The organism is Streptomyces sp. NPDC094032, assembly GCF_040303965.1.
Lineage (GTDB): Bacteria > Actinomycetota > Actinomycetes > Streptomycetales > Streptomycetaceae > Streptomyces.
On the sequence record NZ_JBEOUE010000005.1, the window covers coordinates 251095 to 272592 of the forward strand.

General features: G+C 73.5%; 16 protein-coding genes and 1 pseudogene. 7 read left to right on the top strand and 10 right to left on the bottom strand.

The window, feature by feature from the left end; all coding sequences use genetic code 11:
• Positions 1 to 28 precede the first annotated feature (28 nt).
• The gene (gene lgt / locus ABTZ54_RS10785) at positions 29 to 1051 is read left to right on the top strand and encodes a prolipoprotein diacylglyceryl transferase (protein WP_351659789.1); all 1023 of its coding nucleotides are present in this window, start codon (positions 29 to 31) and stop codon (positions 1049 to 1051) included.
• 80 nt (positions 1052 to 1131) lie between these two features.
• Here the strand turns inward: lgt and ABTZ54_RS10790 are convergent, their stop codons facing one another.
• The 7 genes and pseudogenes from ABTZ54_RS10790 to ABTZ54_RS10820 all read right to left on the bottom strand — a co-directional run bounded on the left by ABTZ54_RS10790 (position 1132) and on the right by ABTZ54_RS10820 (position 9360).
• A complete protein-coding gene (locus ABTZ54_RS10790) occupies positions 1132 to 1959 on the bottom strand; it encodes an HpcH/HpaI aldolase/citrate lyase family protein (RefSeq protein ID WP_351659792.1) in 828 nt (275 codons plus the stop codon).
• A complete protein-coding gene (locus ABTZ54_RS10795) occupies positions 1956 to 3170 on the bottom strand; it encodes a CaiB/BaiF CoA transferase family protein (protein ID WP_351659795.1) in 1215 nt (404 codons plus the stop codon). The genes ABTZ54_RS10790 and ABTZ54_RS10795 overlap by 4 nt, the downstream gene beginning before the upstream one ends.
• Entirely contained in the window at positions 3167 to 4078 is a 912-nt protein-coding gene (gene rbsK, locus ABTZ54_RS10800; protein WP_351659798.1) for a ribokinase, read from the bottom strand. The genes ABTZ54_RS10795 and rbsK overlap by 4 nt, the downstream gene beginning before the upstream one ends.
• Positions 4075 to 5548, bottom strand: a pseudogene (locus ABTZ54_RS10805) (ADP-ribosylglycohydrolase family protein). The gene rbsK and the pseudogene ABTZ54_RS10805 overlap by 4 nt, the downstream one beginning before the upstream one ends.
• A gap of 137 nt (positions 5549 to 5685) precedes the next feature.
• Positions 5686 to 6837, bottom strand: a complete 1152-nt coding sequence (locus ABTZ54_RS10810; RefSeq protein WP_351659801.1) for an ADP-ribosylglycohydrolase family protein — start codon at positions 6835 to 6837, stop codon at positions 5686 to 5688.
• Positions 6818 to 7996 (bottom strand): ADP-ribosylglycohydrolase family protein, encoded by a 1179-nt coding sequence (locus ABTZ54_RS10815; RefSeq protein ID WP_502997226.1) that lies wholly within the window; start codon positions 7994 to 7996, stop codon positions 6818 to 6820. The genes ABTZ54_RS10810 and ABTZ54_RS10815 overlap by 20 nt, the downstream gene beginning before the upstream one ends.
• Positions 7997 to 8361: 365 nt before the next feature.
• Positions 8362 to 9360 (bottom strand): ADP-ribosylglycohydrolase family protein, encoded by a 999-nt coding sequence (locus ABTZ54_RS10820; RefSeq protein WP_351659807.1) that lies wholly within the window; start codon positions 9358 to 9360, stop codon positions 8362 to 8364.
• A gap of 230 nt (positions 9361 to 9590) precedes the next feature.
• On the opposite strand from ABTZ54_RS10820, the gene ABTZ54_RS10825 reads away from it, so the two are divergent.
• The 3 genes from ABTZ54_RS10825 (at position 9591) to ABTZ54_RS10835 (ending at position 16816) form a co-directional block, all read left to right on the top strand.
• Positions 9591 to 10319: a VIT1/CCC1 transporter family protein gene (locus tag ABTZ54_RS10825; protein ID WP_351659809.1), complete on the top strand. Its 729-nt coding sequence runs from the start codon at positions 9591 to 9593 to the stop codon at positions 10317 to 10319.
• 484 nt (positions 10320 to 10803) lie between these two features.
• Entirely contained in the window at positions 10804 to 15363 is a 4560-nt protein-coding gene (gene gltB / locus ABTZ54_RS10830; protein WP_351659812.1) for a glutamate synthase large subunit, read from the top strand.
• Complete coding sequence (locus tag ABTZ54_RS10835) at positions 15356 to 16816, top strand: glutamate synthase subunit beta (protein WP_351659815.1); 1461 nt, start codon at positions 15356 to 15358, stop codon at positions 16814 to 16816. The genes gltB and ABTZ54_RS10835 overlap by 8 nt, the downstream gene beginning before the upstream one ends.
• A 108-nt stretch (positions 16817 to 16924) precedes the next feature.
• On the opposite strand, the gene ABTZ54_RS10840 is transcribed toward ABTZ54_RS10835, so the two are convergent.
• The 3 genes from ABTZ54_RS10840 to ABTZ54_RS10850 are packed head-to-tail and all read right to left on the bottom strand — an operon-like array spanning position 16925 to position 19655.
• On the bottom strand, positions 16925 to 17812 hold the full coding sequence (locus tag ABTZ54_RS10840; protein WP_351659818.1) for an alpha/beta hydrolase: 888 nt from the start codon (positions 17810 to 17812) through the stop codon (positions 16925 to 16927).
• Positions 17809 to 18531, bottom strand: a complete 723-nt coding sequence (locus tag ABTZ54_RS10845; protein WP_351659820.1) for a glucose 1-dehydrogenase — start codon at positions 18529 to 18531, stop codon at positions 17809 to 17811. Before ABTZ54_RS10845 ends, ABTZ54_RS10840 begins: the two co-directional genes overlap by 4 nt.
• Positions 18528 to 19655, bottom strand: a complete 1128-nt coding sequence (locus tag ABTZ54_RS10850; RefSeq protein WP_351659823.1) for an LLM class flavin-dependent oxidoreductase — start codon at positions 19653 to 19655, stop codon at positions 18528 to 18530. Before ABTZ54_RS10850 ends, ABTZ54_RS10845 begins: the two co-directional genes overlap by 4 nt.
• 105 nt (positions 19656 to 19760) lie before the next feature.
• Here ABTZ54_RS10850 and ABTZ54_RS10855 point away from each other — a divergent pair, with 105 nt between their 5' ends.
• The 3 genes from ABTZ54_RS10855 to ABTZ54_RS10865 are packed head-to-tail and all read left to right on the top strand — an operon-like array spanning position 19761 to position 21476.
• Positions 19761 to 20339: a PadR family transcriptional regulator gene (locus tag ABTZ54_RS10855; protein ID WP_351659826.1), complete on the top strand. Its 579-nt coding sequence runs from the start codon at positions 19761 to 19763 to the stop codon at positions 20337 to 20339.
• Positions 20336 to 21055 carry a VWA domain-containing protein gene (locus ABTZ54_RS10860; protein ID WP_351659829.1) on the top strand — a complete coding sequence of 240 codons (720 nt, stop codon included), beginning with the start codon at positions 20336 to 20338 and terminating at the stop codon, positions 21053 to 21055. The genes ABTZ54_RS10855 and ABTZ54_RS10860 overlap by 4 nt, the downstream gene beginning before the upstream one ends.
• 49 nt (positions 21056 to 21104) lie before the next feature.
• Positions 21105 to 21476 carry a VOC family protein gene (locus tag ABTZ54_RS10865; protein ID WP_351659832.1) on the top strand — a complete coding sequence of 124 codons (372 nt, stop codon included), beginning with the start codon at positions 21105 to 21107 and terminating at the stop codon, positions 21474 to 21476.
• Positions 21477 to 21498: the final 22 nt, after the last annotated feature.

A 21498-nucleotide genomic window follows, 5' to 3' on the forward strand; every position in this document is an offset into this window, starting at 1 on the left:
CGCCCGGCAAGGTAGCGTCGGACCTGCCATGGACCTTGCCTACATTCCCAGCCCGTCGACCGGCGTGATCCACCTCGGACCGATCCCGCTGCGCGGCTATGCCTTCTGCATCATCATCGGTGTCTTCGTCGCCGTCTGGCTCGGCAACAAGCGCTGGATCGCCCGGGGCGGCACCGCCGGCACCGTGGCCGACATCGCCGTCTGGGCCGTGCCCTTCGGCCTCGTCGGCGGCCGGCTCTACCACGTGATCACCGACTACCAGCTGTACTTCAGCGAGGGTGAGAACTGGGTCGACGCCTTCAAGATCTGGGAGGGCGGCCTCGGTATCTGGGGCGCCATCGCGCTCGGTGCCGTCGGCGCCTGGATCGGCTGCCGCCGCCGCGGCATCCCGCTCCCGGCGTACGCGGACGCCATCGCGCCCGGTATCGCCCTCGCCCAGGCCATCGGCCGCTGGGGCAACTGGTTCAACCAGGAGCTCTACGGCAAGCCGACCGACCTGCCCTGGGCGCTGAAGATCACCGCGGGCCCCAACCGCGAAGCCGGCCTCTACCACCCGACCTTCCTCTACGAGTCGCTGTGGTGCGTCGCCGTCGCGCTCCTGGTCATCTGGGCGGACCGCCGCTTCAAGCTGGGCCACGGCCGCGCCTTCGCGCTGTACGTCGCCGCGTACTGCGCGGGCCGCGTCTGGACCGAGTACCTGCGCGTCGACGAGGCGCACCACATCCTCGGCCTGCGGCTGAACGTGTGGACGGCGATCATCGTCTTCGTCCTCGCGGTCGTCTACATGGTGATCTCCGCGAAGGTCCGCCCGGGCCGCGAGGAGATCGTGGAGCCGAAGGCGGCCGAGAAGGACGCCAAGGAGAAGGCCGAGAAGGACGAGAAGGCCGACGCCGAGGGTGCGAAGGCCGACGCCGAGGGCGACGCCAAGAAGGATGCCGACGGGGACGACGCTCCCCGGGACGAGGCGGGCGAGGCGTCCGCCGACGCGCCGGCCGAGGACGCCGACGCCAAGGACGGCGCGGACAAGCCCGCCGGGGCCGGCGGGCGCTGACCCGGAGGATCCGGGCGACAGACACACGGCGAAGGGCCGTCGGGACCATCGGGTCCCGGCGGCCCTTCCGTATGTCGCCCTCAGGCCGTACGGGCCGCCAGGGCCAGGACGCGGCGGGCGCCCTCGACCACCGCCGCGTCCACGAAGCGGCCGTCGGGGAGCGCGAGCGCCCCCTCCTCGGTCTCCGCCGCCTTGACGACCTCCTCGGCCGCGGCGATCTCGTCGGGCGTGGGGAGATAGGCCCGCGCGATGACCGGGAGCTGGCGGGGGTGGATCGCGGCCCTGCCGAGGAAGCCCAGAGCCCGGCCCCGCGCGCACCCCGCGGCCAGCGCGTCCAGGTCGCGGACGTCGGGGTGGACCGACTGGACCGGGGGCGGCAGCGCGGCGGCGCGGGCGGCGACCACGATCCGGCTGCGCGGCCAGTCGAGGCCGCTGTCCTCCCGTACGCCCAGATCGGCCCGGAGGTCCGCCTCGCCGAGGGCGATGCCGTGGACCGAGGGATGGGCGGCGGCGATGGCGTAGGCGTGCTCCACGGCCAGGGCGTTCTCCAGGAGCGGGTAGAGCGGGAGGCCCTGGGCGAGCTCGGCGATCCGGTGGATGTCAGTGGGGTGTGTCACCTTGGGAACACGGAGAGCGACGATCCCGGGGAGGGGTGCGAGTGCGGGGATGTCACGGGGTGCGTGGATGCGGACATGGATCGGTACGGGGTGGGGCTCGGCGAGCAGTTCGGCGGTGGCGGCCAGGGCGTAGGCCCTGCGGTCCGGGGCCACCGAGTCCTCCAGGTCCACGATGACGACGTCGGCTCCGGAGGTGAGGGCCCGGCGGACGGTGGACGGGCGGTCACCGGGCGCGTAGAGCCAGGTGAGGGGGAGGGGAGCGGGTCCGGGGGGTGTGACGGGGCCGGTCATACGGCTCCCTCCGCGCGCAGGGCGTCGATCTCGGTTCCGGTGAGGCCCAGTTCGGTGAGGAGTGCGGTGGTGTCGGCGCCGTGCGGCCGGCCGGCCCAGCGGATTCCGCCGGGGGTGCCGGAGAGCCGGAAGAGGACGTTCTGCATGCGGAGCGGGCCCAGTTCGGGGTCCGGGACCTCGGTGACGGTGCCGAGTGCCTGGAACTGGGGGTCGGCGAGCACGTCCCGGACGTCGTAGACCGGGGCGATGGCGGCCTCCGCCTTCTCGAACGCGGCCATGGCCTCGTCGCGGGTGTGGCGGGCGATCCAGGAGCCGACCGCCTCGTCCAGGAGCTCCGCGTGGGCGGCCCGGCCGGTGCCGTCGGCGAACCAGGGCTCGGCGATCAGCTCCGGCCGGCCGACCAGGCGCAGCACGCGCTCGGCGATGGACTGGGCCGAGGTGGAGACGGCGACCCAGGAGCCGTCGGCGGTCCGGTAGGTGTTGCGCGGGGCGTTGTTGCGGGAGCGGTTGCCGGTGCGGGGCTGGACGTATCCGAGCTGGTCGTACCAGAGGAGGTGGGGTCCGATGACGGAGAGCATCGGTTCGATGATGGCCAGGTCGACGACCTGGCCCTGGCCGGTGGTGTTCCTGGCGGTGAGTGCCGTCATCACCGCGTACGCGGTGGCGAGGGCGGCGATGGAGTCGGCGAGGCCGAAGGGCGGCAGGGTCGGCGGTCCCTCGGGTTCGCCGGTGATGGCGGCGAAGCCGCTCATGGCCTCGGCGAGGGTGCCGAAGCCGGGCCGGTGGGCGTACGGGCCGAACTGGCCGAAGCCGGTGACCCGGGCGAGCACGAGGCGCGGGTTGACGGTGGACAGCTCGTCCCAGCCGAGGTCCCAGCGCTCCAGGGTGCCGGGCCGGAAGTTCTCCACGATCACGTCGGCGTCGGCGGCGAGCCGCAGCAGGGTGTCGCGGCCGCCGGGGGTGGACAGGTCGAGGGTCATGGTCCGCTTGTTGCGGCCCAGGACCTTCCACCACAGACCGACCCCGTCCTTCGCCGGGCCGTGGCCGCGCGAGGGGTCGGGCCTGCGGGGGTGCTCGATCTTGACCACGTCGGCGCCGAAGTCGCCGAGCATCATCGCCGCGAGCGGACCGGCGAAGAGGGTGGCGAGGTCGAGGACGCGCAGTCCGCGCAGGGGCGGGGCCGGGGCGGTGGATGTGTCGGCGGCGGTCATGCGGGGTCGGCCTCCAGCGCACCGGCCGCCGCCTCGATCTCGGAGCGGTACGGCATCGAGGTGGACGCGCCGGGGCGCTGGACCGAGAGCGCGGCGGCGGCCGAGGCCCAGGCCAGGGCGTCCGCCACCGGCCGGCCCTCGGCCAGGGCGACGGCCAGGGCGCCGACGAAGGTGTCGCCCGCGGCGGTGGTGTCCACGGCCCGGACGCGGGGCGCGGGCACGGCGACCGGTTCGGCGTCGCGCGCGGCGTACAGGCAGCCGGCGGAGCCGAGGGTGACCACGACCTCGGGGACGTCCCGCAGCAGGGCCCGCGCGGCGGCGTGCGGGTCGGTGAGACCGGTGAGGGCGGCGGCCTCGTGCTCGTTGGGCACCAACAGGTCCGTCACGGAGAGGAGTTCGGCGGGCAGGGCCCGCGCGGGAGCGGGGGTGAGGACGGTGCGCACGCCGAGGCCGCGGGCGGTGCGGGCGCCCTCGACGACGACGGAGAGGGGGAGTTCGAGCTGGAGCAGCAGGGCGTCGGCGGTGCCGATCAGGGCCTCGTCGCCGTGGGTGAGGGAGGTGACGGTGCCGTTGGCGCCGGGGACGACGACGATCGCGTTGGCGCCCTCGTCGTCGACGACGATGTGCGCGGTGCCCGAGGGGCCCTCGGCGGTGCGCAGCAGATCGGTGTCGACCCCGCTGTGTTCGAGCGCGGACCGCAGCCGGGCGCCGAAGTCGTCGGCGCCGACCGCGCCGATCATCGACACCTCGGCCCCGGCCCGGGCGGCGGCGACGGCCTGGTTGGCGCCCTTGCCGCCGGGGACGGTGCGGAACTCGCGGCCGGTCACGGTCTCGCCGCGGGCGGGGGCCCTCGGCACATAGGCGACGAGGTCCATGTTCGTGCTGCCGAGCACGACGATGCTGGTCATGGGCGTACGGCCTCCGAGTGGGTCAGTGCGGCCAGGGTGTCGAAACCGATGCCGTCGAAGGACGGCACCGAGGTGGAGAGACGGTTGTCGAGAGGGGAGGTCCAGTGTGCGGGGATCCGGTCCGGGTGGCCGGCGAGCAGTCCGGCGACGGAGCCGGCCGTGGCGCCGTTGGAGTCGGTGTCCCAGCCGCCGGAGACGGCCGCGCAGACGGAGCGCGTGAAGTCGCCGTCGGCGTGGGTGAGGGCGGCGGCGAGCAGGGCGGTGTTGGGGACGGCATGCACCCAGTGATACCCGCCGTACCGGGCGTGGAGCCGGTCCACGACCGGGTCGAAGGCGTGCGGCGCGCGGGCGGCGGCGCGGGCGGCGGTGATGCCGTACCGGACGGCCTCGGCCAGCCGTGACTCCGGTGGGACGACGGCGAGTCCGGACGCCAGGGCCTCGTGGACGTCGGCGGTGCCGCCGGCGGCGGTCGCGAGGGTGGCGGCGACGAACAGGGCGCCGTACACGCCGTTGCCGGTGTGGGTCAGCACCGCGTCCCGGTGGGCCTGGCGGGCGGCGGCGGCCGGGTCGCCCGGGTGGGTCCAGCCGTGCACGTCGGCGCGGATCTGGGCGCCGATCCACTCCCGGAACGGGTTGCGGCGGGAGGCGGTGGAGGGAGGTTCGACGCCGTCGAGCAGATTGCGGTAGGCGATCCGCTCGGCGGTGAAGGTACGGCCGGCCGGGAGCTCGTCGAGCCAGAGCCGGGCGACGTCCGCGGTGGTGAAGTCCCGCCCGTGACGGCGGAGCAGGAGCAGGGCGAGCAGGGGGTAGTTGAGGTCGTCGTCCTCGGGCATCCCGGAGATGTTCTCAGCGAGGGAGGTGGGAGCGGAACGCCGGTTCCAGGGGTACGCGGCCAGCAGGGCGGGCGGCACGCCACGGGCGGTGAACCAGTCGGCGAGCGGCCAGTTGCCGGCGGCGCGGGCGAGGGCGCGGATGCCGTCCAGGGGCAGCTTCTCGACGGGCTTCCCGAGCAGACACCCGACGGCCCGGCCGAGCCAGGCGGCGTGCAGGCGGGGGAGGAGGGGGTCGTCGGGCGCGCCCGGGGGGGGGCGCTTGGGGGGCCTGTGCGGCGGGCGGTGGGGGCAGAGCGGGCGATGCGGGCCGCGTGGGGAGGCCGGGGCGTTTCGTGTGGGGGTCCGGGTCGTTCGGGCGGTGGGGCCAGGCGGGGCAGGTCGCCATGATGGCGGGGAGGGCGGTCGGTTCGTGGGAGGTCAGGGGGGAGGGGAGGATGGCCAGGGCGTCCAGGAGCTCCTCGGCCAGGGGGCGCAGTTCTGGGCGGGTGGCCGGGGACGCTCCCGCGGTCGCCGGGGCCGGGGGGCCGCCGGCCGCGTACCAGCGGGCGGCGAGCGCCGTGGCGTCGCGGCCGTCCTCCGCGGCCTGGCGCAGCTCGTGCCCGACCAGGTCCTCGGGCTGGACCCAGGTCAGCCGCAGCGGGGCTTCGGCCGGGTCGTGCGGGTCGGTCGGCCAGGCCGGGTCCGACGGGCCGTGCGGGTCCGACGGGCCGTGCGCAGCCGCAGCCGGTCGGGCGGGCGCGCGGGTCCTGGCCGGTGTCCCGGCCCCGGCGGTCGTCACCGGGCCTGGCCGGTCAGGATCGCGTAGGCCGACTCGTGGGCCCGCCGGCGGGCGGTGTCACGGGTGTGGACCTCGCGGGCGACCGTGGCGAGGGCGGTCGCCGGGGCGTGTAGGTCCAGGCGGCTGGCCTCTGCCACCCGCTTCGCCCACTCCGCGGGGATCACCGACTCGCCGCCCAGCGCGCCGCTGATCGCGCCCGCCATGGTGGCGATCGAGTCGCAGTCCCGGCCGTAGTTGACCGCGCCCAGGACCGTACGCCGGTAGTCGCCGTCGCCGACCAGCAGCATGCCGAGGGCCACGGGCAGTTCCTCGATCGTGTGGACGCGGGAGGGGCGGCGGGCGTCGAGGGAGGGGGCGCGGTAGTCGGGGCCGACGGAGTCGTAGGGGGCGACCGCGCGGCGCAGCGGGTCGAGCGCGGACTCGACGTCGTGGTGCTCCACGGCGACGTCGGCGACCGCCCGGATCGCCGCGCGGGTGCCGTCCTTGGCGAGGGACAGCGCCGTGTCGACGACCGAGCGGGCGGTGGCGCCGGGGACGCAGGCGGCGGCGACCGCCGCCGCGAACACGCCGGCCGCCTCCCGGCCGTACGAGGACTGGTGGGCGCCCGCGACGTCGAGCGCCTCGGCGTAGGCGCCCGCCGGGTTCGCCGAGTTCACCAGGCCGACCGGGGCCATGTACATCGCGGCGCCGCAGTTGACGATGTTGCCGGTCCCGGCCTCGCGCGGGTCGGCGTGGGCGTAGTGGAGCCGGGTCACGATCCACTTCTCGGCGAGGAACACCCGCTGGAGGGGGAGGGCCTCCGCCTCCAGTTCGGGGATCCAGACCGGGCGGCCCATGAGTTCGGGGACCAGGTGCTCGGCGACGGCGTACGCGTCGAGGTGGTCGCGGACCTTCTCGTACACCCTGATCAGGGCGTGCGTCATCAAGGTGTCGTCGGTGACGTGCCCGTCGCCCTTGTGGTACGGCGCGATGGGGCGCGCGGTGCGCCAGGCCTCGCCGTTCCAGGGGCCGACGATGCCGGTGACGCGGCCGCCGTGGCGTTCCAGGATCTGGGCGGGTGTGTAGCCCTCGACGGGGCCGCCGAGGGCGTCGCCGACGGCGGCCCCGATGAGGCTGCCGGTGATCCGGTCATCCAGAGTGGGTGTCATGTCGGAATTGTCCACCCGGGTCGGCCGGTTCCGTGGCTGCGAGGAGACCGGCGAGTTCCACCAGGTCGGTGCCCGCGAGCCGGGGCAGCGCGCAGCCCGCGAGTGTGCGGCAGGCCTCCCGCCAGGTCGCCGGGACCGAACCGCCGCCGCCCAGCGCGCCGGTGAGCGCGCCGACCAGGGCCGGGGCGGAGTCGGCGACCCGGGACAGGCAGGCCGCGGCCGGTACGGCGGCGGCCAGTTCGCCGCGCGCGGCGAGGGTCAGGGCGAGGGCGACCGGGACCGTCTCGGCGGCGGCGATGCCGTAGCTGTAGACGTGGTCCACGATCCGGTGCTCCAGGAGCGGGACGAGCTCGAAGGCGGAGCCGGCGGAGCGGGCGAGCTCGACGGCGTACCGGCCGTTGCGGCCGATCTCGGCGGCGGGCGGCAACTGGGCCAGGGCGGCCGCCACGGCCTCCTCGGGCGAGGCGCCGCCGAGGGCCGCGGCCGTGGCCGCCGCCATCGCCCGCGCGCCGTGCACGCCGTCGCCGTCCTGGGTGTACCGGGCGTCGAACTCGGCGAGTCCGGCGGCGGCGGCCGGGTCGCCGGGGTGGGTCAGGGCGAGCACGGCGGCGCGGACGCAGGCGGCGTCGTCGAAGTAGTGCGGGTTGTCGTGGCCGGTGGCGGGTGGGCGCAGCCCGGCGGCGAGGTTGCCGAGGCCGGCGCGGACCGAGATCCGGGCGCGGAGGGGGAGGACGGCGGACTCGATCTCGGGGGCGCGGTCGGCGGCGGCGGCGACCTGGGCGGCGAGTGCGTTCCAGGCCGTGTCGACGGCGGCGCGGAGGCGGCGCTCGGGGGGCAGGGCGTCGAACGGCGGGCCCGCCGAGGCGAGCAGGGCCTCGGCGGTGAACACCGCCCATTCGGCGTCGTCCGAGGGGCCGAGGAGGAGGGGTTCGGGGGGCTGGTTGAGGGCGATCGGGACGGGGAGGGTGGTGGTCGCGTTCTGCTCGGCGAAGGTGTCGAGTTCGCGGGTGAGGCGGCGGGTCCATTCGGGCATGCGGGTGGCGCGGTGTCTGGCGGCGGGCCATCCGGCGGCGTCGCCGGCCGCCAGGCCCAGGAGGAGGCCTTCCGTCTTGTCGCGGCGCGTTGCTTGAGGGCGGGCGGTGGGGGTTCTGGTGCTCAGGACCGGGGCGCGGCGCCGTCGTGGGGGCGGGTCCTGGGGGCCGGGGTAGTGGGGGGCGGTCTCCGCCGTGGTGGGCTGTGCCCACCCGTTCCGCCCTGCGGAACGATTGCCCACAGCTGGGGCGGAGGTGGCGGCGCCAGCGGCGCCAGCGGCGGCTGGGGTGGCGGCAGCGGCGCCTGGGGCGCCAGCGGCGGCCGGGGTGGCAGAGGCAGCCGGGGTGGCAGCGGCGGCAGCAGCGGCGGCGACAGCGGCCGTGCCAGCAGCGGCGGCAGCGGCCGCGCCAGTGGTAGCGGCGGCAGCGGCCGCGCCGGTGGCGCCGGCGGGTGTCGGGGTTTCCGTTGGTGCTGTTGTCGTCGTGTCTCCGCTCATCGGGATTCTTCCTCCGGGGTCAGCAGGTCCGCGATGTCCAGTACGTGGTAGCCGCGCATCGACGGGAGGCAGCTGCCCGTGACCGGGGCGATGGCTGTGGACCAGGTCTCGGGGATGGCGGCCAGGCCGCCCGAGGCGCCGGCCAGGGCGCCGGCCACCGCGGCCGTCGTGTCGGCGTCGCGGCCCATGTTGACGGCGGTCAGGACCGCCGTGCGGAAGTCGCCGCGGGCGGCCGCGTAGGCGCCGAAGGCCAGGGCCACGGCCTCGGGTGCCAGGTCCGTCCAGGGGTAGCCGCCGATGACGACCGCCGAGCGGACCGTGCGCTCCCGGGTCAGCGGGTCGGTCTGGACGCGCTGCGCCGCCACCACCGCGCGGCGCATCGAGCGGGCCGTCCAGGAGTCCATCGGGACGACCGACAGGGCCGCCGCGATGACGGAGGTGACCGAGGCGCCGGTCATCGCCGCCGCGACGCCCGCCGCGACGGCCTGGCCGCCGTAGATCCCCTCGCCCTCGTGGCTGACGCTCCCGTCGATGGCGACGAGCCGGGCCGCTTCGGCGGGGCGGCCCGCCGCGAAGACCCCGAAGGGCGCGGCCCGCATGGCGAGTCCGTCGCTCCAGGCGTGCCGGTGCTGCGCGGAGATGGGGGCGGCCAGGCCCCGGCGCAGGTTCTCCAGGGTGCCGCGCTCGGAGAAGCCGGCGCCACGGAACGGGCCCTCGTCGAGGTCGGCGATCCAGTGGTGCCAGGCCCGTTCGACGTGGGCGACGGTCAGCGCCGAGCCGTGCCGGGCGAGCAGAAGCCCGGAGAAGATCGCGTACTCGGTGTCGTCCGTGCCCGCCGGACGGTCCGTCACGAAGCCCTCGATCCGGCCCCATCGGCGGCGGATCTCCGAGGGCCGCAGGTTCTCGGCCGGCGCGCCGAGCGCGTCGCCGACCGCGAGTCCGAGCAGCGCGCCCCGCGCGCGCTCCCGGATGTCGCACACCGTCTCGCCGATCATGTTCGCTCCCCTTCCACGCCCGCCCGAATGCCTGCCACGAAAGGGGGCCCGACCCTCCACGGAAACGTTTCTGTCACCCGGGTGACAGCAGGTCAGGAAGGCCTTCCTCAGTAAAGCGAGCCTTAGTAAGTACGGCCTGGCTTGCTGGCGCGCCCCTTACATCGGGCGTATTTTCGAGGGTGTCGAAGGGGGCGGGCGTGCCGAACCCGCTGGAAAGACAGGGGAGAAGCATGTCCATCATCGAAGCCGTCGCACCGCTCCACGAGGCCCACCGCGACAACCACACCCACCGGGACGTCAACGGCGGCTGGCTGCGCCCCGCGGTCTTCGGCGCGATGGACGGACTCGTCTCCAACCTGGCCCTGATGACCGGTGTCGCCGGTGGCGCCGTCTCCACGCAGACCGTCGTGATCACCGGCCTCGCCGGGCTCGCGGCCGGTGCCTTCTCGATGGCCGCCGGCGAGTACACCTCGGTCGCCTCGCAGCGCGAGCTGGTCCAGGCGGAACTGGACGTCGAGCGGCGCCAGTTGCGCAAGCACCCGGTCGACGAGATGGAGGAGCTGGCCGCGCTCTACGTCTCCCGTGGTGTCGAGCCCGCGCTCGCCCGCGAGGTCGCCATGCAGCTGTCCAGGGACCCGGAGCAGGCCCTGGAGATCCACGCCCGCGAGGAGCTGGGCATCGACCCCGACGACCTGCCGTCGCCGATGGTCGCCGCCGTGTCGTCGTTCGGCTCGTTCGCGCTCGGCGCCCTGCTGCCCGTACTGCCGTTCCTGCTCGGCGCGACCGCGCTGTGGCCGGCCGTGCTGCTCGCGCTCGTCGGGCTCTTCGCCTGCGGCGCCCTGGTCGCCCGGGTCACCGCCCGGGGCTGGTTGTTCAGCGGAATGCGCCAGCTCGTCCTCGGCGGCGCCGCCGCGGCCGTCACGTACGGACTCGGCATGCTCCTCGGGGCAGCTCTGTAGCTCCCCCCCGCGCCACCAAGGCCCCCGGTCCCCGGACCGGGGGCCTTCCGCATGTCCGAAGACACGACCGAAGGCCCCTGTCTCTGTGACGTATATCCCGGAGCGGAACCACCGCCGCGGTGAGACACTATGCACAGCGCCACATATCTAGCCGGTTACCCGGCGGTTTCGAAAGCCTGACCACCGGGCATGAGGCGTAAGCGCCGCGGGCAATGAGGCCCGCTCTGTGACGGGTCGACGACGACCCCCAGGAAATCCCGGTCCGTCCCCGCCCATGGGAGCCATGGGAACCCCTTTTTCCCGTCTCCCCCGGCAGGATCACGGCCGGAAAAATCGCCACCGCTCGCACGCGCGGTGTCCGCATGCTGGAATGAGCTATCCACTTTCCGAGAAGCCAGCCATCATGTAACCTGCACGAAATTTCGCGGAGGGCCAACGTCGTCCCTCGGCAGCTTCATATGCCACGACGACGACGGGAGAGCCGATGCGTTCCGACGCCTGGTCGCCCATGGACGGTCGCCCCGCCCCGCAGGGGATGTACGACCCCCGTAACGAACACGACGCCTGTGGTGTCGGGTTCGTGGCCACCCTCACCGGTGTAGCCAGCCACGCGCTGGTCGAGCAGGCGCTGACCGTACTGCGCAACCTCGAACACCGAGGCGCCACCGGCTCCGAGCCCGACTCCGGAGACGGCGCCGGAATCCTGCTCCAGGTCCCCGACGCGTTCCTGCGCGAGGTGGCCGGATTCGAGCTCCCCGAGGCCGGCGCGTACGCCGTCGGCATCGCGTTCCTCCCCGCCGACGGCTCCGCACAGGCCGTCTCGCGGATCGAGACGATCGCGTCCGAGGAGGGCCTGGAGGTCCTCGGCTGGCGCGAGGTCCCCGTCGCCCCCGAGCTGCTCGGCGCCTCCGCCCGCTCCACCATGCCGGTCTTCCGCCAGCTCTTCGTCGCGGACCGCGCCAGCACCGGCATCGCGCTGGACCGCAAGGCCTTCGTCCTGCGCAAGCGCGCCGAGCGCGAGGCCGGGACGTACTTCCCCTCGCTCTCCGCCCGCACGATCGTCTACAAGGGCATGCTGACCACCGGCCAGCTGGAGCCCTTCTTCCCGGACCTGTCGGACCGCCGCTGCGCCACCGCCGTGGCCCTGGTCCACTCCCGGTTCTCCACCAACACCTTCCCGAGCTGGCCGCTCGCCCACCCGTACCGCTTCGTCGCGCACAACGGCGAGATCAACACGGTCAAGGGCAACCGCAACTGGATGACCGCCCGCGAGGCCCAGCTGGAGTCGGACGTCTTCGGCGAGGGCTCCCTCGACCGGATCTTCCCGGTCTGTACGCCGGACGCCTCCGACTCCGCCTCCTTCGACGAGGTCCTGGAGCTGCTCCACCTCGGCGGCCGTTCGCTGCCGCACGCGGTCCTGATGATGGTCCCCGAGGCGTGGGAGAACCACGACTCGATGGACCCGGCCCGGCGCGCCTTCTACCAGTACCACTCCACGATGATGGAGCCCTGGGACGGCCCCGCCTGCGTCACCTTCACCGACGGCGTCCAGGTCGGCGCGGTCCTCGACCGCAACGGTCTGCGCCCCGGCCGCTACTGGGTCACCGACGAGGGCCTGGTCGTGCTCTCCTCCGAGGTCGGCGTCCTCGACATCGACCCCGCCAAGGTCGTCCGCAAGGGGCGCCTCCAGCCCGGCAAGATGTTCCTCGTCGACACCGCCGAGCACCGCATCATCGAGGACGACGAGATCAAGGCCGCCCTCGCCGCCGAGAACCCGTACGCGGAGTGGCTGGAGACCGGCGAGATCGAGCTCTCCGACCTCCCCGAGCGCGAGCACATCGTGCACACCCACGCCTCGGTCACCCGCCGCCAGCAGACCTTCGGCTACACCGAGGAAGAGCTCCGCGTCATCCTCGCCCCGATGGCCCGCAGCGCCGCCGAGCCGATCGGCTCGATGGGCACGGACTCGCCCATCGCGGCCCTGTCCGCCCGCCCCCGGCTGCTCTTCGACTACTTCACCCAGCTGTTCGCGCAGGTCACCAACCCGCCGCTGGACGCCATCCGCGAAGAGCTCGTGACGAGCCTGCGCTCCTCGCTGGGCCCCGGCAGCAACCTGCTCGACCCGACCGCCGCGTCCTGCCGCAGCGTCACGCTGCCCTTCCCGGTGATCGACAACGACGAGCTGGCCAAGCTCATCCACATCAACGCCGACGGCGACATGCCCGGCATGAAGGCCGCCACGCTCTCCGGCCTCTACCGGGTCTCCGGCGGCGGCGACGCGCTGGCCGACCGTATCGAGGAGATCTGCGCCGAGGCCGACACGGCGATCGAGGGCGGCGCCCGCCTGATCGTCCTGTCCGACCGGCACTCCGACGCCGAGCACGCGCCGATCCCGTCGCTGCTGCTCACCGCGGCCGTCCACCACCACCTCATCCGCACCAAGCAGCGCACCAAGGTGGGCCTGCTGGTCGAGGCCGGCGACGTCCGCGAGGTGCACCACGTGGCCCTCCTCATCGGCTACGGCGCCGCCGCGGTCAACCCGTACCTGGCCATGGAGTCCGTCGAGGACCTGGTCCGCGCCGGCACCTTCATCGAGGGCCTGGAGGCCGAGCAGGCCATCCGCAACCTGATCTACGCGCTGGGCAAGGGCGTCCTCAAGGTGATGTCCAAGATGGGCATCTCCACCGTCGCCTCCTACCGCGGCGCGCAGGTCTTCGAGGCCGTCGGCCTCGACACCGCCTTCGTCGAGAAGTACTTCAACGGCACCGCCACCAAGATCGGCGGCGCCGGCCTCGACGTCGTTGCCAAGGAGGTCGCCGCCCGCCACGCCAAGGCGTACCCCGCCACCGGCATCCCCTCGGCGCACCGCGCCCTGGAGATCGGCGGCGAGTACCAGTGGCGCCGCGAGGGCGAGCCGCACCTGTTCGACCCGGAGACCGTCTTCCGCCTCCAGCACGCCACGCGCTCCAAGCGGTACGACATCTTCAAGCAGTACACGGGCCGGGTGAACGAGCAGTCCGAGCGCCTCATGACGCTCCGCGGCCTGTTCGGCTTCGCCGCCGACCGCTCGTCGATCCCGATCGACGAGGTCGAGCCGGTCTCCGAGATCGTCAAGCGCTTCTCCACCGGCGCCATGTCGTACGGCTCCATCTCGCGCGAGGCCCACGAGACCCTCGCCATCGCCATGAACCGGATCGGCGGCAAGTCGAACACCGGCGAGGGCGGCGAGGACCCGGACCGCCTCTACGACCCGGAGCGCCGCTCCGCGATCAAGCAGGTCGCCTCCGGCCGCTTCGGCGTCACCAGCGAGTACCTGGTCAACGCGGACGACATCCAGATCAAGATGGCCCAGGGCGCCAAGCCCGGCGAGGGCGGCCAGCTGCCCGGCCACAAGGTCTACCCGTGGGTCGCCAAGACCCGGCACTCGACGCCCGGCGTCGGCCTGATCTCGCCGCCGCCGCACCACGACATCTACTCCATCGAGGATCTGGCCCAGCTGATCCACGACCTGAAGAACGCCAACCCGGCCGCCCGCATCCACGTGAAGCTGGTCTCCGAGGTCGGCGTCGGCACGGTCGCGGCCGGTGTGTCCAAGGCCCACGCGGACGTCGTGCTCATCTCCGGCCACGACGGCGGTACGGGCGCCTCCCCGCTCACCTCGCTGAAGCACGCGGGCGGCCCCTGGGAGCTCGGCCTCGCCGAGACCCAGCAGACGCTGCTGCTCAACGGCCTGCGCGACCGGATCGTGGTCCAGACCGACGGCCAGCTCAAGACCGGCCGCGACGTGGTCATCGCCGCGCTGCTCGGCGCCGAGGAGTTCGGCTTCGCCACCGCGCCCCTCGTCGTCTCCGGCTGCGTCATGATGCGCGTCTGTCACCTGGACACCTGTCCGGTCGGCATCGCCACCCAGAACCCGGTGCTGCGCGACCGCTTCGCCGGCGACCCCGAGTTCGTCGTCAACTTCTTCGAGTTCATCGCCGAAGAGGTCCGCGAGCTCCTCGCCGAGCTGGGCTTCCGCACCCTGGAGGAGGCGGTCGGCCACGCCGAGCTCCTCGACACCAGCCGCGCGGTCTCCCACTGGAAGGCGCAGGGCCTGGACCTGGAGCCGCTGTTCTTCGTGCCCGAGCTGGCCGAGGGCGCGGTCCGCCACGCCCTGGTCGAGCAGGACCACGGCCTGGAGAAGGCCCTCGACAACGAGCTGATCGAGCTCGCCGCCGAGGCCCTGAACGCCGAGTCCGCCGAGGCCGCCCAGCCGGTCCGCGCGCAGGTCTCGATCCGCAACATCAACCGGACGGTCGGCACCATGCTCGGCCACCAGGTGACGAAGCGGTTCGGCGGTGCCGGTCTCCCGGCCGACACCATCGACATCACCTTCACCGGCTCCGCGGGCCAGTCCTTCGGCGCCTTCCTGCCGGCCGGTGTCACCCTCCGCCTGGAGGGCGACGCCAACGACTACGTCGGCAAGGGCCTCTCCGGCGGCCGGGTCGTGGTCCGCCCGGACCGCGGTGCCGACCACCTGGCCGAGTACTCCACCATCGCGGGCAACACCATCGCGTACGGTGCGACCGGCGGCGAGCTGTTCCTGCGCGGCCGTACCGGCGAGCGCTTCTGCGTCCGCAACTCCGGCGCGCTGGTCGTCTCGGAGGGCGTGGGCGACCACGGCTGCGAGTACATGACCGGCGGCACGGCGGTCGTCCTCGGCGAGACCGGGCGCAACTTCGCGGCCGGCATGTCCGGCGGCGTCGCCTATGTGATCGACCTCGACCGGGACAACGTCAACTCCGGCAACCTGGGCGCGGTAGAGGCCCTGTCGGACACCGACAAGGCGTGGCTGCACGACGTCGTGCGCCGCCACGCCGAGGAGACCGGCTCGACCGTCGCCGAGAAGCTGCTTGCCGACTGGACCGCGCACGCGGACCGGTTCAGCAAGATCATCCCCACCACGTACAAGGCAGTGCTCGCCGCCAAGGACGCCGCTGAGCTCGCCGGTCTCTCCGAGACCGAGACCACCGAGAAGATGATGGAGGCGGCGACCCATGGCTGACCCCAAGGGCTTCCTGACCACCGGGCGCGAGGTCGCCAAGACCCGGCCGGTGGGCGAGCGCGTCAAGGACTGGAACGAGGTCTACGTCCCCGGCTCCCTGCTGCCGATCATCAGCAAGCAGGCCGGCCGCTGCATGGACTGCGGCATCCCGTTCTGCCACAACGGCTGTCCGCTGGGGAACCTCATCCCCGAGTGGAACGACTACGCCTACCGCGAGGACTGGTCGGCGGCGTCGGAGCGGCTGCACGCCACCAACAACTTCCCGGAGTTCACCGGCCGCCTGTGCCCGGCTCCGTGCGAGGCCGCGTGCGTGCTCGGCATCAACCAGCCGGCCGTGACCATCAAGAACGTCGAGGTCTCGATCATCGACAAGGCGTGGGACGGCGGCGACGTCCGGCCGCAGGCCCCCGAGCGCCTGTCCGGCAAGACCGTCGCGGTCATCGGCTCGGGCCCGGCGGGTCTCGCCGCGGCCCAGCAGCTGACCCGGGCCGGCCACACCGTGGTCGTGTACGAGCGGGCCGACCGCATCGGCGGTCTGCTGCGCTACGGCATCCCCGAGTTCAAGATGGAGAAGCGGCACATCAACCGCCGCATCGAGCAGATGCGCGCGGAGGGCACCAAGTTCCGCACCGGCATCGAGATCGGCCGCGACCTGACCGCGACGGACCTGCGCAAGCGGTTCGACGCGGTGGTCGTCGCCGCCGGCGCCACCACCGCCCGCGACCTGCCCGTCCCGGGCCGGGAGCTCAAGGGCGTGTACCAGGCGATGGAGTACCTGCCGCTCGCCAACAAGGTCGTCGAGGGCGACTTCGTGGCCTCGCCGATCTCGGCCGAGGGCAAGCACGTGGTCGTCATCGGCGGCGGCGACACCGGCGCGGACTGCGTCGGTACGGCGCACCGCCAGGGCGCGGCCTCCGTGACCCAGCTGGAGATCATGCCGAAGCCGGGCGAGGAGCGGAACCCGGGCCAGCCCTGGCCGACCTTCCCCATGCTCTACAAGGTCACCTCGGCGCACGAGGAGGGCGGCGAGCGGGTCTACTCCGTCTCCACCACCCACTTCGAGGGCGACGAGGACGGCAACGTCCGGTTCCTGCACCTGGTCGAGGTCGCGTTCGTCGACGGCAAGCTGACCCAGAAGCCGGGCACCGAGCGGAAGATCCCCGCCGAGCTGGTCACCCTCGCCATGGGCTTCACCGGCACGGACGTCGAGAACGGCCTCGTGGCGCAGTTTGGTCTAGACCTCGATGAGCGGGGTAACATCGCCCGTGACGCGGACTTCGCCACCAACGTCGATGGCGTCTTCGTCGCCGGAGACGCCGGCCGTGGCCAGTCGCTGATCGTCTGGGCCATCGCGGAGGGCCGCTCGGCCGCCCGTGGCGTGGACCGGCACCTGACGGGCGCCAGCTCCCTGCCGGCCCCGATCCGTCCGACGGACCGTTCCCTGACGGTCTGACCGGCCGGACCCCCTGAGAACGTCCCGTACAACGAGGTACGGAACTGAGCGCGGCGCCCCCCCCGAATGTCCCCGACCGGACGACAGGGGTAGGGCGCCGATGCGCGTTCAGGACCGGGCCGCGAGCCAGGAGGCCGCCCCGGCCAGGGCCTCGTCCGCCTCGGGCAGCAGCCCCAGGCCGCCCAGGAAGCCGTGGAACATGCCCGTGTGGAGCTGTATGTGGGCGGGCACGCCGGCCGAGGACAGGCGCCGGGCGTAGGCGAGCCCCTCGTCGCGCAGCGGGTCGCAGTCCGCGAGGACGATCAGGGCGGGCGGCAGACCGGAGAGCTCGGCCGCCAGACCGGGGGAGGCGGGCGCCGGGTCGCCGCCGGGGCCCACGTACTGCTCCCAGTACCAGCGCATGTGGGCTGTGGTGTGGAAGAAGCCCTCCGCGTACGTCTCCGCCGACGCGCCCGCCAGCCGGTGGTCCAGGACCGGGTAGACCAGGAGCTGCCCCGCGAGCGCGGGCCCGCCCAGGTCACGGGCGCGCAGCGCGGCGGCCGCGGCGAGGTTGCCCCCGGCGGAGTCGCCGGCCAGGACGAGCGGGCGTCCCGGATACCGGGCCGCCGCCCACTCCAGGACCGTGTACACGTCGTCCTCGGCCGCCGGGAAGCGGTGCTCGGGCGCCCGCCGGTAGCCGACCGAGACCACGGTCGCCCCGGTACGGGCGGCGAGCGCGCGGCACAGCCGGTCGTGGGTGTCCAGATCGCACAGCACCCACCCGCCGCCGTGCGCGAACACGACGACGAGCTCGGCCTCCCCCTCGTACACGCGCACGGGGACGCGGTCCGCCACCATGTCCACGGCCCCCGACGGGAGCACGCCCAGATGCGCCCGGGCAGCGGCCCGCAGCGCCTCCGCACCCGCCTCGGGCCGGGGGAAACCGGCCGACAGCGCGTCGCAGAGGGCGCGCGCGGCCGGGGTCAGGGGATCGGGCTCCAGCCCTTCCGGCGTCATGCCGTGAGCCCCCCGTCCACCGTGAACTCCGCGCCCGTCACGTACGACGCGGCGTCCGAGAGCAGGTACGCGACCAGCGCGCCGACCTCCTCCGGGCGGCCCATCCGGCCCAGCGGCACATGCGACCAGTCCTTGTCCGCGACCGCCGCCGTCATCGGGGTGTCGACCGCGCCGGGATGGACCGAGTTGACGCGGATGCCGTACGGGGCGAGGTCCCGGGCCGCCGAGCGGCTGAGGCCGCGCAGCCCGAACTTGCCCGCGCCGTACGCCGCGTGGCCCGGGACGCCGACGAGCCCGGCCGTCGACGACACGTTCACGATGGCGCCCCCGCCGCCCTCGCGCAGCGCCGGGACCACCGCCTGGATGCCGAGGAAGGGGCCCAGCAGATTGACCCTGAGCAGGAGTTCGAAGTTCTCGTACGTCTCCGACTCCACCGGCGCGGTCCGCCACACCGCCGCGTTGTTGACCAGGCCGTCGAGGCGTCCGTAGGCGGCCAGCGCGGTGTCCGTGACGGCCCGCCAGTCCCGGGCCGAGGTCACGTCGTGCCGGACGAAGCGCGCCGCCCCGCCGAGCTCGGCGGCGACCGCCCGGCCCTCCTCCTCGCGTACGTCCGTGAGGACCACCCGCGCGCCCGCCGCGACGAGCAGCCGGGCCTCGGCGGCGCCCTGCCCGCGCGCCGCGCCGGTCACGACGACCGTCCTGCCGTCGAGCCCGCTCACGCGGCGGCCTCCAGCGCGCGGAAGTGCGGGATGACCTTCTCGCCCCACTGCCGGATGGTCTCCATGCAGACCTCCTGCGGCACGGTCCCCATCTGGATCAGGCACATGACCTCGTCGACGCCGATCCGCCGCAGCCGCTCGACATAGGCGATGGCGGTGTCCGCGTCCCCGTAGGCGTGGTCGGTGTTGTACGTGCCGGTGTCGACCGGCCGCGCCGGGATGTGCGCCTCGTGCAGCCGGGCGACAAGATCCCGCCGCTCCCGCTCCAGCGCCCCCGCGTGGTCCTCGTCCTCGGCGTAGCCGGTGGGCGCGGGCGCGCCCCCGTACCAGTGGGCGATGGACTCGGCGAAGAAGCGCTGACCGCGGGTGCCGAGCCGCAGGGCGCGGGCGGCGTCGTCCAGGACGAGCGTCGGACAGAGCGCGGAGAAGTGGTCGTTGACCTCGGTGGAGACCAGCTGCGAGCCGTCCCGTACGGCGATGGCCTCGTCGTATACCTTGCGCATCGCGCGGACGTCGTCGGCGCCCGCGAAGCCCATCACCAGTGCGCCGACGCCGAGTTCGGCGGCCCGCTTGAGGGAGTCGTGCTGCGAGCAGGCCATGAAGAGCGGGGGGTGCGGGCCCTGCACGGGGCGGGGCAGGACCGCGCCGGGGCCGATGTCGATCGAGCCGTGCCACTCGAACTCGGGCTCGCGCCAGGCGGCGGCGAGGATCCGCAGGGCCTCCTCCATCTGCGGGCGGGTGTCGGCGGGGTCGACCCCGAACATGCGGGTCTCCTGGCGGGTCGCGCCGCGCCCGGCGCCGATGTCGACCCGGCCGCCGGAGAGCACGTCCAGCATGGCGGTGCGCTCGGCGACCCGTACCGGGTGCTGGTAGCCGAAGGGCAGGGTCACCACGCCGTGGCCGATCCGGATGGTCGAGGTACGGGCGGCGACCCAGGTCAGGAAGATCTCGGACGCGCTCATGTGGGCGTACTGGGTGAGGGAGTGGTGTTCGACCGCCCAGATCCGGTCGAAGCCCATCTCCTCGGCGTGGACGGCCTGTTCGACGCAGTCGCGGATGACCTGGTGCTCGCGGGCGGGGGTGGGGTCGACGAGCTGTGCTTCGAAGATCATCGAGAACTTCACGGGGGAGCTCCTCCCGAAACCGATCAGTGGTACGCCAGCGTATGCCTAATCGAAATACTTCTAGCAGGCATAGGGAGAGGAGGGAAGAGACGTAGACTGCCGAGCGTGGTGGACGACGAGAAGGTGCCCGCGCTGCCCGCGACCAGCTGGGCCGTGCTCGGACTGCTCTCCTTCGGGCGGGAGTTGTCCGGTTACGACCTGAAGAAATGGTCCGACCGTTCGCTGAGCCTCTTCTACTGGAGCCCGTCCTTCAGCCAGATCTACGCCGAGCTCAAGCGCCTGGAGACGGCCGGCTACGCCACCTCCCGCCTGGTCGCCCCGGAGTCCGGCTCCCGCGACAAGCGCGTCTACCGCGTCACCGACGCGGGCCTCGCCGCCGTCCGCACCTGGGCCCGCACCGCCCCCGTCGACCCGCCGGTCCTCAAGCACGGGCCGATGCTGCGGCTCTGGCTCGGTCACCTGCTCGAACCCGAGCGGACCCGGGAGGTCCTCGCCGGACACCGGGAGCACGCCGAGACCATGCGGCTGCGCGCCGAGGCGGACGCCGCCGACGCCGGGGCCGACGCCTCCTGGGCGTACCCCCTGCTCACCCTCAAGTGGGCCGAGCGGTACTACGCCGCCGAGCGCGACCTGGCCGACGCCATGCTCGCGGACATCGAGGAGCTGGAGAGGGAGCGCCCGTGACGGTGAGCCTGCGCAAGGTCGAGGAGACCGCCCCCGCGCTGGTCGGCCTGTACAAGACGGCCGGCGCCGCGCTCCGGCGGCACGGCGTCGACGGACAGCGGGTCGCCGTCTACCTGGTCGTCGATTATTCCGGCTCCATGCGCCCCTACTACGCCGACGGCAGCGTCCAGGCCCTCGCCGACCGGGTGCTCGGGCTCTCCGCGCAGCTCGACGACGACGGGCGGGTGCCGGTGGTCTTCTTCTCCACCGGCATCGACTGCGAGACCGACATCGAACTCGCCGGCCACGAGGGCCGGATCGACCGCATCGTCGCGGGCCTCGGACACATGGGCAAGACCAGCTACCACCTGGCGATGGACGCGGTCATCGACCACTACCTCGACAGCGGCGGCACGGCACCCGCGCTCGTCGTCTTCCAGACCGACGGCGGCCCGATCGACAAGGTCGCCGCCGAGCGGTACGTGTGCAAGGCGGCCCGGCTGCCGATCTTCTGGCAGTTCATCGGCTTCGGCGACCCGGAGAGCCGCCAGTTCGACTTCCTGCGCCGGCTCGACGAACTGGCCGTCCCCGCGAAGCGGCCGGTCGACAACGCGGGCTTCTTCCATGCCGGGAAGGACCCGCGCCAGGTCCCGGACGAGGAGCTGTACGACCGGCTGGTCGCCGAGTTCCCCGCCTGGCTCGCGGCGGCGCGCTCCCAGGGCATCGTCCGCCCCTGACCGGGAAATCGGGTGGTCGACCCCCTGGGGGGCGGACGATAGTGGCGGCATGAGTTCTCTTGTGCGCCATGTGACCATCGACTGTTCCGACGCCTACGCCCTGGCGTCCTTCTGGGCCCGGGTCCTCGACACCGAAGTCTCCGACGGTCGGCCCGGCGACCCCGAGGCGCTGGTCGAGTCGCAGGGCGCCGGCCTGCTCTTCATCCAGGTGCCCGAGGGGAAGTCGGTGAAGAACCGGGTCCACCTCGACCTCCAGCCGCAGGACCGCACCCGCGACGAGGAGGTCGAGCGGCTGCTCGGCCTCGGCGCCACGCTGCTCGACGACCGCCGCAGGCCCGACGGCACGGGTTGGGCGGTCCTTACCGACCCCGAAGGAAACGAATTCTGCGTCGAGCGGAGCAAGGCCGAGCACGCGGAGTAATCCAGACGGAGGTTGTCGGGAT

Excerpts from the sequence above, each read along its gene's own strand:
- lgt (WP_351659789.1), top strand. The coding sequence starts at position 29 with ATGGACCTTGCCTACATTCCCAGCCCGTCGACCGGCGTGATCCACCTC.
- ABTZ54_RS10795 (WP_351659795.1), bottom strand. The coding sequence starts at position 3,170 with ATGACCGCCGCCGACACATCCACCGCCCCGGCCCCGCCCCTGCGCGGA.
- ABTZ54_RS10835 (WP_351659815.1), top strand. The coding sequence starts at position 15,356 with ATGGCTGACCCCAAGGGCTTCCTGACCACCGGGCGCGAGGTCGCCAAG.
- gltB (WP_351659812.1), top strand. The coding sequence starts at position 10,804 with ATGCGTTCCGACGCCTGGTCGCCCATGGACGGTCGCCCCGCCCCGCAG.
- ABTZ54_RS10810 (WP_351659801.1), bottom strand. The coding sequence starts at position 6,837 with ATGACACCCACTCTGGATGACCGGATCACCGGCAGCCTCATCGGGGCC.
- ABTZ54_RS10825 (WP_351659809.1), top strand. The coding sequence starts at position 9,591 with ATGTCCATCATCGAAGCCGTCGCACCGCTCCACGAGGCCCACCGCGAC.
- ABTZ54_RS10790 (WP_351659792.1), bottom strand. The coding sequence starts at position 1,959 with ATGACCGGCCCCGTCACACCCCCCGGACCCGCTCCCCTCCCCCTCACC.
- rbsK (WP_351659798.1), bottom strand. The coding sequence starts at position 4,078 with ATGACCAGCATCGTCGTGCTCGGCAGCACGAACATGGACCTCGTCGCC.
- ABTZ54_RS10840 (WP_351659818.1), bottom strand. The coding sequence starts at position 17,812 with ATGACGCCGGAAGGGCTGGAGCCCGATCCCCTGACCCCGGCCGCGCGC.
- ABTZ54_RS10865 (WP_351659832.1), top strand. The coding sequence starts at position 21,105 with ATGAGTTCTCTTGTGCGCCATGTGACCATCGACTGTTCCGACGCCTAC.
- ABTZ54_RS10820 (WP_351659807.1), bottom strand. The coding sequence starts at position 9,360 with ATGATCGGCGAGACGGTGTGCGACATCCGGGAGCGCGCGCGGGGCGCG.